Genomic DNA, 16,679 nt, shown 5'->3' with positions numbered 1-16,679 from the left:
CTCGCAATCCTCACGTACTGCGTGTACGCTCCGGTTGCTGCGCGCTGTCCGCGGTCAAACTGACTGCGCCAATTACGCCTGCGGCACTAAGTGATTGAGGCCGGGTAAGCGCTCGCCACCCGGCTTCAGATTAGTGGTGTGAAGAGGTCTTCACGCCGCCTTCCGGCACCGGTACATACGGTGTCTCTTTATCAGAGCGACCGTCGATGGCGCGGGCTTTCTGCCAGGTACGGAACCCGTAGAAAATGATGCTGTACACCACCACCAGGAACAGAATACTCAGACCTGCGTTGGTGTAGTTGTTGACGACGATGTGGTTCATGTTGGCAATCTGCTGCGCGGTCAGTTCGCCGCCGTTAGCAATCTTCTCTTTGTACTGATTCGCCATGAAGAAGAAGCCTTCCATCTGCGGGTTGGTGCTGAACAGTTTCAGACCCAGCGCCCAGGTGGTGCAGATAAGCAGCCATACTGCCGGAACAACGGTAACCCAGATGTATTTGGTGCGCTGCATTTTAACCAGCACCACGGTGCCCAGCACCAGTGCCACGGCAGCCAGCATCTGGTTAGAGATACCGAACAGCGGCCACAGGCTCTTAACGCCGCCCAGCGGGTCAACAACGCCTTGATACAGCAGGTAACCCCACAGGCCTACGCAGCCCGCAGTACCTACAACGCCTGCAACCAGGGAGTCGGTTTTCTTCAGGAACGGCACGAAGTTACCCAGTAAATCCTGCAGCATAAAGCGGCCAGAACGGGTACCGGCATCCAGTGCGGTCAGGATGAACAGCGCTTCAAACAGAATACCGAAGTGGTACCAGAAGCCCATATCAGCCATCGGCAGCACTTTGTGGAATACGTGAGCGATACCCACAGCCAGCGTCGGTGCGCCACCTGCACGGTTCAGAACGGACGGTTCACCGATGTCTTTCGCGGTTTGCAGGATCTGCTCAGGCGAAATGACGAAGCCCCAGGAGCTGACGGTCGCTGCCGCATGTGCGGTAACATCTTTCAGCTGCGCCATAATCAGCGGTGCGTTTTCGCCGCTCATTTCATGCAGGTTCGGCATGGTGATGCCAAGTCCTGCAGGCGGGGTGTTCATCGCGAAGTACAGACCCGGTTCGATGATAGACGCGGCAACCAGCGCCATAATCGCCACGAAGGATTCCATCAGCATCGCGCCGTAACCGATAAAGCGCGCATCGGTTTCACAGGCCAGCAGCTTCGGTGTGGTACCGGAAGCAATCAGCGCGTGGAAGCCTGATACCGCACCACATGCGATGGTGATGAACAGGAACGGGAACAGAGCGCCTTTCCACAGCGGACCGGTACCATCAACGTACTGCGTCATCGCCGGCATTTTCAGTTCCGGGTTGAGGATAACAATCCCCACCGCCAGACCGACGATAACGCCGATTTTCAGGAAGGTAGCCAGATAGTCACGCGGAGCGAGGATCAGCCATACCGGCAGCAGCGCAGAGATAAACGCGTAACCGATCAGGGTAAAGGTAATGGTGGTGTCTTTAAAGGTCAGCGCCGGGCCCCAGTACGGGTCATGCGCAATCACGCCGCCGAAGTAGATAGAAGCAACCAGCAGCACAATACCAATCACCGACACTTCACCCACACGCCCCGGTCGCAGGAATCGCATGTAGATTCCCATGAACAACGCGATAGGTACGGTTGAGCAGACGGTGAACACACCCCACGGGCTTTCCGCCAGCGCTTTTACCACGATCAGCGCCAGTACTGCGAGGATGATGATCATGATTAAGAAGCAGCCGAATAGCGCAATGGTTCCCGGGATCGGGCCCATCTCTTCTTTGATCATCTCACCCAGAGATGCGCCGTTACGGCGGGAAGAGATAAACAGCACCATGAAGTCCTGCACCGCACCGGCCAGCACGACGCCTGCCAGCAGCCACAGCGTACCGGGCAGGTAGCCCATCTGCGCGGCCAGTACCGGCCCAACCAGCGGACCTGCACCTGCGATAGCGGCAAAGTGGTGGCCAAACAATACGTTACGGTTGGTTGGAACGTAGTTCAGACCGTCATTGTTGATGACCGCTGGCGTAGCACGCGTTGGGTCAAGTTTCATCACCTTTTGGGCGATGTACAGGCTGTAGTAACGATAGGCCACCAGATAAACAGAAACTGAGGCGACCACGATCCACAGGGCACTAATGTGTTCACCCCGACGTAATGCCACTACCGAGAGGCAGAATGCACCGATGATTCCGAGAATCACCCAGGGTATGTGCTTGAATATCTTTTTCGTATCCATAGTAAAACCTGGTATCTAATTAATAATTGGCCGAAGCCGCGTGGGTTTGATCTTGTGTTTGAGGAGGTTATTTGACTGCTATGTTGGGGGGATCTTGCCAGAGAATTACGCGCGTAAAGTAAGGTAAATAAGTGAGCGGTTGTATGTCAGCTTAAGCGGTCCCAAGTGTCAGTGAGCGGTAAGCGGTAGGGGTTAACGGGGATATTTATGTGATTGAGATCACGGCATTATAGCGTTTGCCTGTCTACATGCCGTGTTTTCCCACTGACAAAGCACCTCACTGAGAGACTCAGATTACGATATAACAGTAAGGCGTATGTTCGATGTCTCTGAGCAACACATGTTTCTTACGTGATTTAGTCAGGTAATATTTTTCATCCAGATAGTAGTCAATGAGTTCATCGAGGCGCTCTTTATCTATGCGGGGCGTTACCCCCAGCGTCCAGAAGCTACGCAGCTCTAATTCCGAACGTTTGATTTTTGCGCTTTTAACCAAATCAGCAATCATATTTCTGACGCAGCTTGTCGGATCCTGGTTCTGTTTGAGTTCAAGCGCAATGTAGCTATCCTGCGTCCAGCCTTTTTTCCGCAACAAGAAATCTGCACGCACTGACAAACGCTGTGGATTTTTCCGGAGATCGCAAGCAAGAGTTTGTTCACGCCACCATTCATGACCCGTCGAAGCCAGCAGATTGGCAAATTCTATCTGCATCCAGACTTCCCAACCGGAGATGTTGTACTGATCGATGATATTGAGCTTTTGGCGAATATCTTCACGTTCAAAAAAGTGGTGTGCGAGGGTGGATAGGTGATCAAAATCGCGATTTAACATAGAAGCATCCTTTCCTTCAAAAACCGGAATCCTACACCTAAGACGTAATGGAACGACTAATTTTTTGCGTAATTTGTCATAGGGAACGGTATTTAATGTGAAAACGATAATTCTGTGGCAATTGCTGGCACCATAAAGTTTTCTCTTTCCAGGCCGAAAACCAGAGTATCTGTCTAGCGGAAAGAGAAAACATGTTAAAACGAATGAAGATTGTTACCAGCTTACTGCTGGTATTGGCGCTATTTGGCCTTTTACAGCTCGCCTCTGGCGGCTTGTTTTTTAACTCACTTAAGAATGACAAAGAGAACTTTACCGTTCTGCAAACCATTCGCCAGCAACAGTCTGCGCTGAACGCCACCTGGGTTGAGCTGCTGCAAACGCGTAACACCCTGAACCGGGCAGGCATTCGCTACATGATGGATCAGAGCAATATCGGTAGCGGCGCGACCGTTGCCGAGCTGATGCAGGTGGCGAGTACGGCGCTGAAGCTGACGGAAAAAAACTGGGCGATTTACGAGTCTCTCCCGCGCGATCCGCGCCAAAGCGAAGCCGCTTTCCAGGAGATTAACCGCACCTATGACATCTATCACGGTGCGCTGGCGGAGCTGATCCAGTTACTGGGTGACGGGAAGATCAACGCATTCTTTGATCAACCGACGCAGAGTTATCAGGATGGTTTTGAGAAGCAGTATATCAATTACATGCAGCAGAACGATCGCCTGTATGACATCGCGGTGGAAGATAACAACAGTTCTTACAGCCAGGCGATGTGGGTGTTGGTTTGTGTGCTGATTACCGTACTGGCGGCGATTATTGCGGTCTGGTTTGGTATCAAACTGACCCTTATCTCTCCAATGAACCGTCTGATCGACAGCATTCGTCATATCGCCAGCGGCGATTTGGTGAAGCGTATTGAGGTGGAAGGTTCCAACGAGATTGGACAGCTGGCGGAAAGCCTGCGCCATATGCAGGGTGAGCTGATGAACACCGTGGGTGACGTGCGTAACGGTGCCAATGCGATTTACAGCGGGGCCAGCGAGATTGCGATGGGCAATAACGATCTCTCCTCGCGTACCGAACAGCAGGCTGCATCTCTGGAAGAAACCGCAGCCAGCATGGAACAGTTGACGGCGACCGTGAAGCAGAACGCCGAAAACGCACGTCAGGCCAGCCATCTGGCGCTGAGTGCTTCTGAAACCGCGCAGAAAGGCGGCAAAGTAGTGGATAACGTGGTGCAAACCATGCGCGACATCGCATCCAGTTCGCAGAAAATCGCCGACATTATCAGCGTCATCGACGGCATTGCCTTCCAGACTAACATTCTGGCACTCAACGCCGCGGTAGAAGCGGCACGTGCGGGCGAGCAGGGCCGTGGATTTGCGGTAGTTGCGGGTGAAGTACGTAACCTGGCCCAGCGTAGTGCGCAGGCCGCGCGCGAGATCAAGAGCCTGATTGAAGACTCGGTCAGCCGTGTGGATGTGGGTTCAACGTTGGTTGAAAGCGCCGGTGAAACCATGGATGAGATCGTCAATGCGGTAACCCGCGTGACCGATATTATGGGTGAAATCGCCTCTGCTTCTGATGAACAGAGCCGCGGTATTGACCAGGTTGGTCTGGCTGTTGCCGAGATGGATCGCGTGACGCAGCAGAACGCCTCGCTGGTGGAAGAATCCGCTGCCGCCGCTGCGGCGCTGGAAGAACAGGCCAGCCGTCTGACTCAGGCCGTTGCCGTGTTCCGTATTCAGCATGACCAACAGCGTGCGCGTGACGTCGCGGCCGTTAAACCGGTTTCAACGGTCCAGCCGCGTAAAGCCGCGGTGACGGATGCCGGAGATAACTGGGAAACGTTCTAAACCTGTGATGCCGGATGGCGCTGTCGCTTATCCGGCCTACAGGAAAGTTACGTGGTTGCCGGATGGCGCTATCGCTTATCCGGCCTGTGGGGAATGTTACGTAGGCCCGATAAGGCGTAGCCGCCATCGGGCAATTAGCGCAACATCAGGCGCATGGCGCAGCGCGATTCATATGCCAGTCCATGCGCCGCTTCCTCTTCTCTTTTCTGGCGCAACGTTGCAGGCAGCGTCTCGTCAGCCAGCATTTCAAAACCCAGTCGCGCGTACCATGGCGCATTCCACGGCACATCGCGGAAAGTAGTCAGCGCGAGCGACGTATAACCTTTCTCACGCGCCTGTTCGGCAACATACTCAATCAATCCGCGGCCAATTCCTTTCCCCTGCCACTCCAGATGCAGCGACAGTTCAGCAATAAATAGTGATGACCCCAGCGTTTCGGCAACCAAAAAACCGACCGGAAGCGCATCGACCTGCGCCAGCCAACTCATGCCTGCGGCGGCAAATGCCTGATGTTGGGCAAGCGATATAATCTGGTCGTCAGCAATCCACGCCAGTTCGGGGATGAGTAAAAAACGTTGCCCCGCAGATCGTTCGATGGCGGGAAGAGCGGCAGTGTCTGCCAGAGTAGTAGCGCGCAAGGTGATGTTCATACGAGGAGCATAACATGCCCGATAAACGCGGTGTTATCGGGCATCTGGAGGATTAATCTTTACGCGGATCGCTGATGGGCTGGCGAACCAGGAAGATGTAGGCGAGGGCGCCCACCATGGTGACGCAGCCGCAGATGATCAGCGCCAGGCGGAAAGAGTTGGTGGTATCAACAATAAAACCGGTGACGATCGGTGCGAACGACGCGCAGATAAAGCTGGCAAAGTTCTGGATACTGCCCACGGAAGCGGTCATACGTGAGGCGACGGCGACGTGAATCAGGCCCCAGCACGAGGTACCGGCGAAGTGGATACAGAACAGCGCCATACCGATCAGTAACACGGCGGCCATCGACGTTGTGGCCTGTGGCACGACAAAGGTGAAGGCGGCAGAGCAGAACATCCCGGCGATAATACAAATTTTACGGCTCTTAATCGGCGCCATACCGCCTTTCACCAGCCAGTCGGTGACGAAACCGTTAATCAGCATGCCGGCTGCGCCAAACAGGAATGGGATCGCCGCCATTAATCCGGTGCTTTTTAAATCCAGGTTGTAGGAGGTTTGCAGGTAGCCCGGCAGCCAGGCCAGATATAACCATGCGGTGTAGTTGATGCCGCTAAAGCCCAGCATCATGCCCCACATGGTACGGTTGCGGAACAGGCTACGCCATTCGGCAAAGCTCAACGGATCGCGGCGGGCATTGACGCTACCAGCGTTCAGGTACGCTTGTTCCGTGGCGCTCAGCTCAATTTGCTCGCGGTTGCGATACAGCATGTACCAGCCGATGGCGAGGAAAATACCCAGCACGCCAATGGTGATGAACATCCAGCGCCAGCCCATTACCAGCATCATGGCAGCCAGAATCGGTGGGCTAATGGCAACGCCGATGGTGGAGGCGGCGTTGAATAATCCCATCGGGCGGCCGCGCTCTTTGATGTTAAACCAGTCGTTGATGACCTTTACGCCGCACGGGTTCATTGGCGCTTCGCCGATCCCCATCCCGATACGCACCAACACAAACTGGGTGAAGCTGTGCACCATGCCGGACATCGCCTGAAACAGCGACCAGAAGAACATCCCCAGCCCCAGCATAATGCGCGGACCTTTGCGATCCAGTAGCGGGCCGCAGGGCAGTTGCGCAATGCCGTAAGCGAGAGAAAATACCGACAGCAGCACGCCGATTTGCGTGGCGCTCAGACCCAGTTCTTCACGAATCGTTAAGTTGGCGACCGACAGAGAACTGCGGTCGAGATAATTAATTACCGCAGCCAAAAATAATAAAATCATGGCTGTGGTCTGAATACGTTTTATTCGGCTACTGCGTTGCACCATGCCCTCAGGCGGAACATTAATATCCGCAGATGACGACGTGCCAAACGAAGAACTTGGGTCGAGGGTAATATTATTTTTTTCCACGCCGGACTCCTGAACCTCAATAATTTATTTTTTACACAGCAGGACTGTGCAGTATTGAAAAAATACCAGTGATGAATCAATTTGCTCATCACCGCTCACAAAATTTTTTAATGCAGTCGACTTAGCGTGAGCATAGGCAAGAGGTATTTTTCAGGCGTTTTTATTTTTATAAAATCGTGCTCCCGGTAATGATTTGCTGTTTTTTATCGGTACTTAATGCGCGACGGTACGATCCTGGTTGATGGAGCGAATCATCGATTGTTTGGCTGAATTCAAATGGTTACAGAGCGCCAGGGTGGCATCCAGGTCGCTACGACAGATCAGCGCGCTGAGGATGGTCATATGCTCATCAATGGCAATGATGTTACGCTGCTTAAGGTCGCTCTCATCCCACTGATAGTGGAAGTGGAAAATCACAGAGATAATTTCAAGTGATTGATTAAAAAATACATTATCGGCAGCAGAGAGTAGCAAAGCATGGAACTCACGATCTAGCTGCGAGAACATGCGAAAGCTGCTACCGATGCTGTCGCGCAGGATCCGATGGCGTTCCAGCAGCGTTTTAGCCTGCAACCAACGCGGGTCATCGTCCGGCAGATTGAGAAAATGCTGCAGAGAATGCGTTTCCAGCATCTCTCTGAGTTCAAACAGCTGTTCCGCATAGGCCTGATCGAACTGCTTCATGCTCCACTGACCACGTTTTTCGTTTTTAATCAGGTTGTAACGTTCGAATTTTAAAAGATATTCCCGCACTACCACCGGGCTGACGCCTGCGGCCCTGGCAAGCTGCAGTTCGGAGAAGCTCTCGCCTGCGCGCAGCTGTCGCTGGTTGATCATGGTAAAAAACGCTTGTTCAAAAATCCGGTTTTGCTCGGTCATGGAGGCGGTAGTACACGCAAAACCGTCGTCATGGTCGGGTTTTCGCACGATGACATAGTGGCTGCCGACCTGGGTCAGCACGCCACACTCACCTAAGTGGCTCAGCATATGGCGCACGGTGGTGCGGCTGATGTTGTACATCTCCGCCAGTGCGCTTTGTGAGGGGAGTGGGGAAGGGATATGACCACGCGCCATATCATCGATTATCTGGTTAATCACATTGTGGCGTAAGTTCTGCGAACGGCTCATGGCTTCTCCTTTTTATCTATTAAAACCCGATTTAAAACATTTTTATGCGCTGAGATTCACAGATTGTGTTTCTGCTTTCTCCGTCTTTTTTATTTTCGTTGATATCTGAGGCAACAAAAAACAGGAGAGCAGAATCATGTCTACGATGAATACGTTGATTTGCCAGGAGCCTAAAAAATTAGTCTGGAAAGAGCGCGAAATACCTATTCCGGGTGAGGGTGAGGCATTAATTAAAATTAAGTCGGTAGGGATTTGTGGTACCGATATTCATGCCTGGGGTGGCAATCAGCCTTTTTTCAGTTACCCGCGTGTATTAGGTCATGAAATATGTGGGGAAATTGTCGGTCTGGGTAAGAATATACAGAATCTGAAAAATGGTCAGCAGGTGGCGGTTATTCCTTACGTGGCCTGCCAGCAGTGTCCGGCATGCCTGAGCGGGCGCACTAACTGCTGCGAGAAGATTTCAGTGATTGGCGTGCACCAGGATGGCGGTTTCAGTGAATATCTTTCTGTTCCGGTGACCAACCTGCTGGATGCGCAGGGGATTGACCCGCAGGCGGCGGCGCTGATTGAGCCTTACGCCATCAGCGCGCATGCGGTACGCCGGGCGGCGGTGGCGCCGGGTGAGCAGGTGCTGGTGGTCGGCGCGGGTCCGATTGGTCTGGGGGCGGCAGCGATTGCCAAAGCCGATGGCGCACAGGTGGTGGTCGCCGATACCAGTCCAGCACGCCGGGAGCACGTGTCTTCCCGGTTGGGACTCCCGGTTATCGACCCATCCGCTGAAGATTTTGATGCGCAACTGCGTGACCAGTTTGGCGGTTCGCTGGCGCAAAAGGTCATTGATGCCACGGGGAACCAGCATGCGATGAATAACACGGTGAATTTGATTCGTCATGGCGGCAGCATCGTTTTTGTTGGGCTGTTCAAAGGTGATTTGCAGTTCTCTGACCCTGAGTTCCACAAGAAAGAGACCACTATGATGGGCAGCCGCAACGCCACGCCGGAAGATTTCGCCAAAGTAGGCCGTCTGATGTCGGAAGGCAAACTGACCGCCGACATGATGCTCACGCACCGTTACGCGTTTGCCACACTGGCAGAAATCTACGAACGGGATGTGATTAACAACCGTGAACTGATTAAAGGCGTGATCACGTTCTGAGAGGGAAAATACGATGAAAACATTGAATCGACGTGATTTTCCGGGGAACAGCTACCCAACACGCGTGATCCAGTTTGGTGAAGGTAACTTCCTGCGGGCGTTTGTTGACTGGCAACTGGATATCCTCAACGAGCAAACCGATCTGAATGCTGGCGTGACCATCGTTCGCCCGATCAATACCGATTTTCCGCCGTCGCTGAATACCCAGGACGGGCTGTATACCACGCTTATTCGCGGGCTAAACGAGCAGGGCGAGGCGGTGAGTGAGGCGCGGCTTATCCGTTCGGTGAATAACGAAATCAACCCGTATCAGGATTTCGCGGCGTATCTGGCGCTGGCGCACAATGCGGACATCCGTTTTGTGTTTTCGAATACCACCGAAGCCGGAATTAGCTATCACGCAGCAGACCGCGTGGATGATGCGCCGCCGGTGAGTTTCCCGGCCAAACTGACGCGCCTGCTGCTGGAGCGCTTTAACCACTTTGCGGGCGCGGTGGATAAGGGCTGGGTAATTATCCCGTGCGAGCTTATCGACTATAACGGCGAGGCGCTCAAAACCCTGGTGCTGCGGTATGCGCAGGAGTGGCAGCTTCCTCCGGCATTTGCCGACTGGGTGGAGACGGCAAACACGTTCTGTTCCACGCTGGTCGACCGAATTGTCACCGGCTACCCGCGCGAAGAAGTCTCTGCGCTGGAGACTACGCTTGGCTATCACGATGCGTTTCTCGATACCGCAGAGCATTTTTACCTGTTTGTGATCCAGGGGCCGCAGTGGCTGGCCGAGGAATTGAAGTTAAAGCAGTGTCCGCTGAACATTCGTGTGGTGAGCGATATCAAACCGTACAAAGAGCGCAAGGTCGCCATTCTCAATGGCGCGCACACCGCACTGGTGCCGGTCGCGTGGCTGTGCGGGCTGGGGACCGTTGGCGAGGCGATGCAGGATGCTGATGTCCGCCATTTTGTCGAGCGGGCGATTAGCGAGGAGATTATTCCGGTGTTGGATCTCCCGGCGGATGAACTGCGCGAATTTGCCGATGCGGTAAGCGGGCGTTTTCAGAACCCCTACATTCGCCACCAGTTGCTTTCCATCGCGCTTAATGGGATGACTAAATTCCGCACCCGAATTTTGCCGCAGCTGCTGGCGGGTCAGCAAAATGGGCGCTGGCCCATGCGGTTAACGTTTGCCCTTGCCGCGCTGCTGGCGTTTTATCGCGCTGAGCGCGACGGGGAACGTTATCCGATACAGGATGACGAGCAGTGGGTAAGCCTGTATGCCAGCCTGTGGCCGCGAGTGGGTAATGATTTAACGCTGCGTGAACTGGTGGATGCCGTGCTCGGCGATGCGGTGCACTGGGGAGAAGATTTGACGTTGCTGCCTGGGCTTGCCGGGCAGGTGACGGCCAATCTGGAGATGATTCTGGTGCAGGGCATGCGCCAGGCGGTGAAAGGTCTGGAATAAGGTTGCCATGCAGCGCCCGGTGTGGTGTTGGGCGCTGTTTTTTTTCAGACAATACATTCGGTTAACGATAGGCCTGATAAGCAAAGCGCTATCAGGCCTATCATGTTACGAACCCTGAGCCACGACTTTGATTTCAACCATTCCGATCCCCAACTTACGCGGTGAGTGACCGAGAATATTGCCCTCGTTGGTGGCGACCGGATCGGGTGGAACAATTACCAGCGTATCGGCATCCGCCGGGTTATCAAAATGCAAAGTGGTGGTGGTGACGTCATGGCCTAACACCAGCGTCTGTTCCTCGTTGCCAACGCGCACGGGAATAGGGCGATTGGCATTGTCGCCGAAAGCTTTCGCGGTAATGACCAGATCGAATTTCTTCGGCAGCGGGGCCTTGTATTCGATGGTCACCTCTTTGCTGAGCTGCGCATTGGACCAGCGTCCCCAGGATTCGGGGCGTGATATGCCGCTAAACTGTTTGACCTCTTCCGGCGCACCCGCCACGTTGAAAACGAAGCTATCTGCTTTGTAGCGAATGTCGTTATCGACAATTTTCAGCGTATCAACGTTACCTTTATAGCGCTCCATGTCGATCACCGTGTCTTTAAATACGGTTTTACTTTTCCACTTAGCTTTATCGACGTGCTGTACGATTTGCTGTCCGCCCAGCTGCCCCTGCGATACGCACCAGTCGGTAGAGAGCGCCAGCTCTGGAGCCCACAGTTGTGCCATTTTGTAGCAGCGATCGACCCAGACGAAGTTATCGCGTGGGGCGAAATCCGCCAGCTGGAAGCGCAGTGGAGCCGAATATTCGCTTTCTGGCAACGGCTCAACGCGTTTGTCCGAGACGCGCAGCAGCAGCGGCAGACGGAAATGGCTGCCGGAGAAAGAGATCATATTTTTGTCCTGGTCGACGGTGAACTCTTTCATCTCTTTCGGGAAATTCCACAGGCGAATGATATCGGGCTTCCACGCCAGCATTTTTTCTTTGATGTTCAGGAACACTTCCGACACGGATTCGCTCGACAAGCTGCTGCGGCCAAGGCCGATAAAGTTATCACCGCCGAGAATATCCAGTACCGTTGCGCCGTTATCCATCGTGTTACGCTTTACCGCCAGCGTGTCCTGTTGCGGTTGGTCGCCGCGCAGTACGAAGAACAGGTTGTTGCGATCCTGCTTGTTCAGATACTTCCACGCGGTGTTGTTCATCGCCAGATGATCGGAAGACACCACGATAACGGTATCTTTAAACCACGGAGATGCTTTGATTTTATTGATAAATTCGGCAATGTTTTCCTGGCTGCAGCTGACCGCGCTGAACGACTGGTTGGCTTTTCCGTCGATGTCATAACGTTTACGGTTGCAGCTACGTGAGATAAATCCATCCGGATGATGGGTATCCACGGTCAGGGTAAACAGTGAAAAACGCTGGCCCGAACGTGAAAGCTCTTCGAATTTTTTCCACGCTTCGTCCAGCACGGTATCGTCGTAGAAACCCCAGTCGTTACGATAGGCCGGGTCCGCCACCACGCTTTTTAACTCCTCTGCACCGTACAGATGATCAAAGCCGTGAGATTTCAGAAACACGTCTTTGCCAGCAAAGCGCAGGTTGGCACCCTGCACAAAGTAGTTCTGATAGCCGGAGTTTTTCAGGATATCGCCCAGACAGACATTGTTGGGGAAGAAGCTGGATACTGATGCCGAGGCGTTGCCTTCAAACGGCGCAAACAGCGGAATACCGCACTGGGAGGCGACCATGCCAGCGATGGTGTAATCCGTACCCGGCAGTTGCATGGTGTTGCTGAAATCCAGACCTTCATTTTTCAACGCGCCGAGTTCCGGGGTCAGATCCGGGAACGCGTCGTTATTAAAATATGTGCGTTCGAGGCTCTCACCGTAGATATACACCAGGTTCAGCTTCGGGTTGGGAATGGTTTTCGATGGCTCTTTATAATACGTCGGGAAATCAGGATCGCCATCGCGCGACTGCGACTTCACCAGTTCGGTTATCTGGTGAAACGCTGGGCTGGCGTCAACGGAGGCCAGCGCCAGCAGCAGGGCCAGCAGACTGTAACCCACATGATGTGGATGATGGCGACGGCGGCGTAGGATCCAGCCGAGAGCGACAAAAACGGTCGTCAGCGCCAGCGCGATCCCAACGCCCGGCAGGATATATTTGCCGATACCTGCACCGGTCAGGCTGTTGGTCAGCGTATAGAGAACCGCGTCATTGATCCCGTCGCCGGTGAAATAGTCACTGGCGTACAGCGTGATATTCAAGACAATAAAAATCCCCAGCACCGTTAACGTGGCGGCAAACCACCAGGTGTTGCGACCCGCTTTCCAGGCGTAAATCAGCACTGAAGCGAGAAACAGAGTGATGGAGATTAATTCTGACAACGGTCGATCCTCAGTAAACCGGGCAATTGCCTGGCAGGCTAATCATTTGATGAGAGAACAATGTAATAGCGTTGTTACATTGCTGCAATTGTAGTGACATTAAATTACGTTGTTATTCAGAATTGGTTTAGATATGCGAGTTTTTGTGGGGAATTACTATTTATTTGGAATGTGAATGTATTAGCGAAAATCAGTAGATGCCGCGCAGGTTATACGCGGCATGTCGTGCGTCAGGAAATGAAGTTCATACCCTGTTTTAACACCAGATCGCAGGCCTTAGTTTTTACCTGCTTTGCCAGCGAGCTGTTGCCAATTGTGTTCAGATCCAGCTGTTGACCATCTTTGGCGTTGAGCAGACCCTGAATACCATCCATATAGTTGGTATCTTGTTTCTGTTCTGGCGCGCTGAGGCCCAGTTTATCCAGCACCTGATTTTTGACGTTTTGCGTGTCGGTGACCGAAGCCAGTTTCTGTTTCGCGCAATATTCCAGGATCCCGGCGGCGTTATTCATGCTGCTGGAGGTCAATGACTGATTGCTGCCATTCAGCAGGCTGGTCAGGGAAGAGAGCGACGAGCTGCTTTGCGAGCCGGAGCTTTGTTTGCTCAGCTCACTGGCCGCGCTGGAGAGCGAATCCTGCCAGGAGGCGGCGAAAACGCTGGTGGAGATGAGCGTACTGGCGGCAAGCGCACAGCACAGCAGACGTTTGGTAGTTTTCATCATTATATGCAACTCGTGTTATGCCTTTTCAGCGCAGTATAGCGCTGGCAGTCTTAGGAGTGGTCCTAATACGTTAATACTCTTTACCGGTTACCCGACTACGGTAGCTTTCCCAGTTAAAAATGACCCACAGGCTGTTGCCAAGGCGCATACGATCCATCACACGCTCGCCCAGTAGCTTGTTCATTTCATCCATATTGCTGTTAGTTAACATGCCGGTAGGTCGTTTTGAGGATGAACGCCGATCGACGATCTGATTGATGATCACTTTTTCATAGCGGGATTCGGTCTGCATGCCGATCTCGTCGATCACCAGAAGATCCACATTGCTCAGATCGTTGAGCAGCTGTTCTTCGCTGGTTTCACGATTGCTGAACGTTTCTTTCATCGCCGACATGATATCGGCCACGGTAATGATCAGTACCGACTTGCCGCGCAGCAGCAGTTCGTTGCAGATGGCGGCGGCTAAATGGTTTTTGCCGGTGCCGGGTTTGCCGGAGAAGATAAAGCTGGCGATGTTGCCGTCAAACTCTTCAACGTACTGGCGGGCTTTGCTCAGGGCATTCATCTGACCTTCGCACTCTACCCGATAGTTTTCGAACGAACAGTTCTGATGCAGCGGACGGATACCGGAACGGTTGAATGTGCGCTGCATTTTCATGGCCCGGTTTTCGCGGGCCAGCGCTGCGGCACGAATTTCACCTTGCTCTTTTTGCCATGCCAGCAGCTCCTCGCCCGTTTTAAAGGCGGGCTCGACATTAGGTGGCATCATTTTTTGCAGACGTTTCATCAGGTCGCCAACGTTTTTCATCGTTATCCTCTAAAACCCGGTGGAATGTGGCTGTCAGGTTCACTGACGCTGTTCACATCGCGCTTTGGCATTCCGCCATTGCTGGCCCGTCCAATCTGAATGCTGCGCGCCAGTTTTTGCTGCCACTGAATATGGTGAAAGACTTTGCCTTCAGCCTGCCAGTAGGCAACAAATGAAGCCAGTTCTTCAGCAGTAACCGGCTCTCGTAACGCAACGCCCCATAAAGCGGCCTGACGCTGAAAGTCGGCATCAGGCTGCCAGGCTGCGTACATCGCAAATTTCCCCATTGGCACGGCAACGGGAGCGGCTTGCGGCTCTTCATAAAATTGATCATCCAATGTCACATCGCTTCCCGGGCGTGACAGTTTCTCCTCAAGCGCCAACAGCTCAGCCAGTCTCGCAGGCGTCACCGCGTAAAACGCTGGTGCATTGTTAGCGAATACGGCTACGGCGCCACCCGCGGACTTGGCCAGCACGGCGTGGTGATCGTGTAGTAAGGCGTCAATGCTCGTGACGTCTGGCGTCAAAATTTTGCAGGGCATAATGTTTCTCAATACTGAACAACAACCGAGAAGGGGACTGCTTTTATAGTAACACAGAGAAGAAGGAGAGCAGCAGATGAGGGGGGAGATTCCCCTCTCTGCATGGTATTAAAGAAAGTGCACCGTCAAACGCGTGGGCGTTTGCGATACAGCCATAATCCTGGCACGGATAGTCCGATGGAGAGCGCGCCGACAATCGATGAGGCTTTCAGAAAATTGGTCAGCAGGGTAATCATCAGCACTTCGCTGTAACCAAAATGGCCGATTTTTACGGCTGATATCATGGCGGTGTAGGCGGAGATCCCAGGGAACATCGGGATCACTGCTGCGACGGTGAAGACTTTTGGATGCGCCAGATACCAGCGCGACCACTGGATCCCAATGCAGCCGACCAGCAGTGATGCCATAAAGGTTGACCATTCAATATTAAACCCTGCGGTCATCATCACCATTCTTGAGCCGTGGCCGAGCGCGCCGAGTAACGCACACCAGGGGAGAGCCCGATGAGGGACATTGAATACCATGGCAAAGCCAAGCGCCGGGATTGCCGACAGGATCATGTCCTGCATCAGCGCCAGTATGAAATCGATCACGCCCATCCGCGCAGCCCCCATAAGGTCATCGACACGATCACGCCAATACAGGTCGCCAACGTAAGCAGACTGGCAATAGCCCAGCGAGCAAGCCCGGTATTAATGTGTCCCTTAAACATATCCGCGACGGAGTTGATCAACGGAAAGCCCGGAACCAGCAGCAGCACGCTGGCGGCCATAGCGATAGTCGGAGTATTGCTAAAGGCCGGCAACGTCAGCAGCAAACCTGAAATGGTGGTCGCCACAAATGCGGTGATGCAAAAATTGATTTGTGGGTGCAAATGCCGGGACGCCAGAATCTGGCGGATATACATCGCTACCATGCTGGCGAAAAAGGTGATCACTGCACCATCCCATCCGCCGTTATTGAGTTTACAAAAGCAGGCGCAGGACAAACCGACCATGAAGGCGACCAGCCATCTTGGATAGCGTAGCGGCTTAATCTGGCTAAAGCGTTTCTCTACCCCTTTAATATCCAGAAGTTTATGTTCCGCCAAAATGACAATGTGCTGCACTTCCGTCACGACGTGCATATTAATGCCGCGATCCTGATTTTTTCGCGTTGATGTCAGGCATTGCCCGTCTTTAATGGTGGTCAGGACGATAGCGTTAGAGGAGATGGCGCTTTCTACGCTATCCATGCCAAGTGCCAGCCCGAGGCGGGTGGATAACTCGTCAACCAGAGCGCTTTCTGCCCCATGCTGAAGTAAAAAAAGTCCGCATTGAATACATAACCGTGTAACCGTTCGCTGTGACGACTGCTCTGTTTGCATGGCTCGCTCTGACTGAAAAGGGTCTCTTTGAGTGACGAATATCTTCTTTTTATCATGAAGCATGAGCC

At 53.3% G+C, this 16,679-nt stretch carries 14 protein-coding genes; 3 read left to right on the top strand and 11 right to left on the bottom strand.

What is annotated here, in order from left to right; all coding sequences use genetic code 11:
- Positions 1-130 precede the first annotated feature (130 nt).
- Together btsT and OGY83_RS16345 are read right to left on the bottom strand one after the other, a co-directional pair.
- Positions 131-2,281, bottom strand: coding sequence for a pyruvate/proton symporter BtsT (gene btsT / locus OGY83_RS16350; RefSeq protein WP_079937177.1), 2,151 nt, complete (start codon positions 2,279-2,281; stop codon positions 131-133).
- Between the two features lie 289 nt (positions 2,282-2,570).
- Positions 2,571-3,113 carry a hypothetical protein gene (locus tag OGY83_RS16345; RefSeq protein ID WP_003830032.1) on the bottom strand — a complete coding sequence of 181 codons (543 nt, stop codon included), beginning with the start codon at positions 3,111-3,113 and terminating at the stop codon, positions 2,571-2,573.
- 191 nt (positions 3,114-3,304) lie between these two features.
- Between OGY83_RS16345 and tsr the strand changes: the two genes are divergently transcribed.
- Positions 3,305-4,966, top strand: a complete 1,662-nt coding sequence (tsr, locus tag OGY83_RS16340) for a methyl-accepting chemotaxis protein (RefSeq protein ID WP_079937176.1) — start codon at positions 3,305-3,307, stop codon at positions 4,964-4,966.
- Between the two features lie 134 nt (positions 4,967-5,100).
- Here tsr and OGY83_RS16335 read toward each other — a convergent pair whose 3' ends face one another.
- The 3 genes from OGY83_RS16335 to OGY83_RS16325 all read right to left on the bottom strand — a co-directional run bounded on the left by OGY83_RS16335 (position 5,101) and on the right by OGY83_RS16325 (position 8,158).
- The gene (locus OGY83_RS16335; RefSeq protein WP_286636329.1) at positions 5,101-5,616 is read right to left on the bottom strand and encodes a GNAT family N-acetyltransferase; all 516 of its coding nucleotides are present in this window, start codon (positions 5,614-5,616) and stop codon (positions 5,101-5,103) included.
- Between the two features lie 52 nt (positions 5,617-5,668).
- On the bottom strand, positions 5,669-7,030 hold the full coding sequence (locus OGY83_RS16330; protein WP_061067180.1) for an MFS transporter: 1,362 nt from the start codon (positions 7,028-7,030) through the stop codon (positions 5,669-5,671).
- 213 nt (positions 7,031-7,243) lie between these two features.
- Positions 7,244-8,158, bottom strand: a complete 915-nt coding sequence (locus OGY83_RS16325; RefSeq protein ID WP_048236185.1) for a GntR family transcriptional regulator — start codon at positions 8,156-8,158, stop codon at positions 7,244-7,246.
- A gap of 136 nt (positions 8,159-8,294) precedes the next feature.
- On the opposite strand from OGY83_RS16325, the gene OGY83_RS16320 reads away from it, so the two are divergent.
- Complete coding sequence (locus tag OGY83_RS16320; protein WP_079937173.1) at positions 8,295-9,317, top strand: zinc-binding alcohol dehydrogenase family protein; 1,023 nt, start codon at positions 8,295-8,297, stop codon at positions 9,315-9,317.
- Between the two features lie 13 nt (positions 9,318-9,330).
- On the top strand, positions 9,331-10,776 hold the full coding sequence (locus OGY83_RS16315) for a tagaturonate reductase (protein WP_286636328.1): 1,446 nt from the start codon (positions 9,331-9,333) through the stop codon (positions 10,774-10,776).
- Positions 10,777-10,881: 105 nt separating this feature from the next.
- Here the strand turns inward: OGY83_RS16315 and opgB are convergent, their stop codons facing one another.
- The 6 genes from opgB to OGY83_RS16285 all read right to left on the bottom strand — a co-directional run bounded on the left by opgB (position 10,882) and on the right by OGY83_RS16285 (position 16,611).
- On the bottom strand, positions 10,882-13,173 hold the full coding sequence (gene opgB / locus OGY83_RS16310) for a phosphatidylglycerol--membrane-oligosaccharide glycerophosphotransferase (RefSeq protein WP_286636327.1): 2,292 nt from the start codon (positions 13,171-13,173) through the stop codon (positions 10,882-10,884).
- A gap of 230 nt (positions 13,174-13,403) precedes the next feature.
- Positions 13,404-13,895: a YjjA family protein gene (locus tag OGY83_RS16305; protein WP_003830016.1), complete on the bottom strand. Its 492-nt coding sequence runs from the start codon at positions 13,893-13,895 to the stop codon at positions 13,404-13,406.
- A gap of 70 nt (positions 13,896-13,965) precedes the next feature.
- Positions 13,966-14,703 carry a replicative helicase loader DnaC gene (gene dnaC / locus OGY83_RS16300; protein WP_003019133.1) on the bottom strand — a complete coding sequence of 246 codons (738 nt, stop codon included), beginning with the start codon at positions 14,701-14,703 and terminating at the stop codon, positions 13,966-13,968.
- Positions 14,704-14,705: 2 nt separating this feature from the next.
- Positions 14,706-15,245: a primosomal protein DnaT gene (gene dnaT / locus OGY83_RS16295; RefSeq protein ID WP_008786116.1), complete on the bottom strand. Its 540-nt coding sequence runs from the start codon at positions 15,243-15,245 to the stop codon at positions 14,706-14,708.
- 125 nt (positions 15,246-15,370) lie between these two features.
- Positions 15,371-15,844 carry a threonine/serine exporter gene (locus OGY83_RS16290; RefSeq protein ID WP_003019127.1) on the bottom strand — a complete coding sequence of 158 codons (474 nt, stop codon included), beginning with the start codon at positions 15,842-15,844 and terminating at the stop codon, positions 15,371-15,373.
- Positions 15,835-16,611: a threonine/serine exporter family protein gene (locus OGY83_RS16285; protein WP_286636326.1), complete on the bottom strand. Its 777-nt coding sequence runs from the start codon at positions 16,609-16,611 to the stop codon at positions 15,835-15,837. Before OGY83_RS16285 ends, OGY83_RS16290 begins: the two co-directional genes overlap by 10 nt.
- Between the last annotated feature and the right edge of the window lie 68 nt (positions 16,612-16,679).

Source organism: Citrobacter sp. Cpo090, assembly GCF_030332665.1.
In the GTDB taxonomy this organism is placed as follows: Bacteria; Pseudomonadota; Gammaproteobacteria; order Enterobacterales; family Enterobacteriaceae; genus Citrobacter; species Citrobacter portucalensis.
This window is presented reverse-complemented; position numbering and strand designations above follow the sequence as displayed.

What these genes read in the sequence shown, in the direction of transcription:
- OGY83_RS16320 (WP_079937173.1), top strand. Translation starts at nt 8,295, where the DNA reads ATGTCTACGATGAATACGTTGATTTGCCAGGAGCCTAAAAAATTAGTC.
- OGY83_RS16315 (WP_286636328.1), top strand. Translation starts at nt 9,331, where the DNA reads ATGAAAACATTGAATCGACGTGATTTTCCGGGGAACAGCTACCCAACA.
- dnaC (WP_003019133.1), bottom strand. Translation starts at nt 14,703, where the DNA reads ATGAAAAACGTTGGCGACCTGATGAAACGTCTGCAAAAAATGATGCCA.
- OGY83_RS16345 (WP_003830032.1), bottom strand. Translation starts at nt 3,113, where the DNA reads ATGTTAAATCGCGATTTTGATCACCTATCCACCCTCGCACACCACTTT.
- dnaT (WP_008786116.1), bottom strand. Translation starts at nt 15,245, where the DNA reads ATGCCCTGCAAAATTTTGACGCCAGACGTCACGAGCATTGACGCCTTA.
- tsr (WP_079937176.1), top strand. Translation starts at nt 3,305, where the DNA reads ATGTTAAAACGAATGAAGATTGTTACCAGCTTACTGCTGGTATTGGCG.
- OGY83_RS16305 (WP_003830016.1), bottom strand. Translation starts at nt 13,895, where the DNA reads ATGATGAAAACTACCAAACGTCTGCTGTGCTGTGCGCTTGCCGCCAGT.
- OGY83_RS16285 (WP_286636326.1), bottom strand. Translation starts at nt 16,611, where the DNA reads ATGCAAACAGAGCAGTCGTCACAGCGAACGGTTACACGGTTATGTATT.
- OGY83_RS16335 (WP_286636329.1), bottom strand. Translation starts at nt 5,616, where the DNA reads ATGAACATCACCTTGCGCGCTACTACTCTGGCAGACACTGCCGCTCTT.
- btsT (WP_079937177.1), bottom strand. Translation starts at nt 2,281, where the DNA reads ATGGATACGAAAAAGATATTCAAGCACATACCCTGGGTGATTCTCGGA.
- OGY83_RS16290 (WP_003019127.1), bottom strand. Translation starts at nt 15,844, where the DNA reads ATGGGCGTGATCGATTTCATACTGGCGCTGATGCAGGACATGATCCTG.
- OGY83_RS16325 (WP_048236185.1), bottom strand. Translation starts at nt 8,158, where the DNA reads ATGAGCCGTTCGCAGAACTTACGCCACAATGTGATTAACCAGATAATC.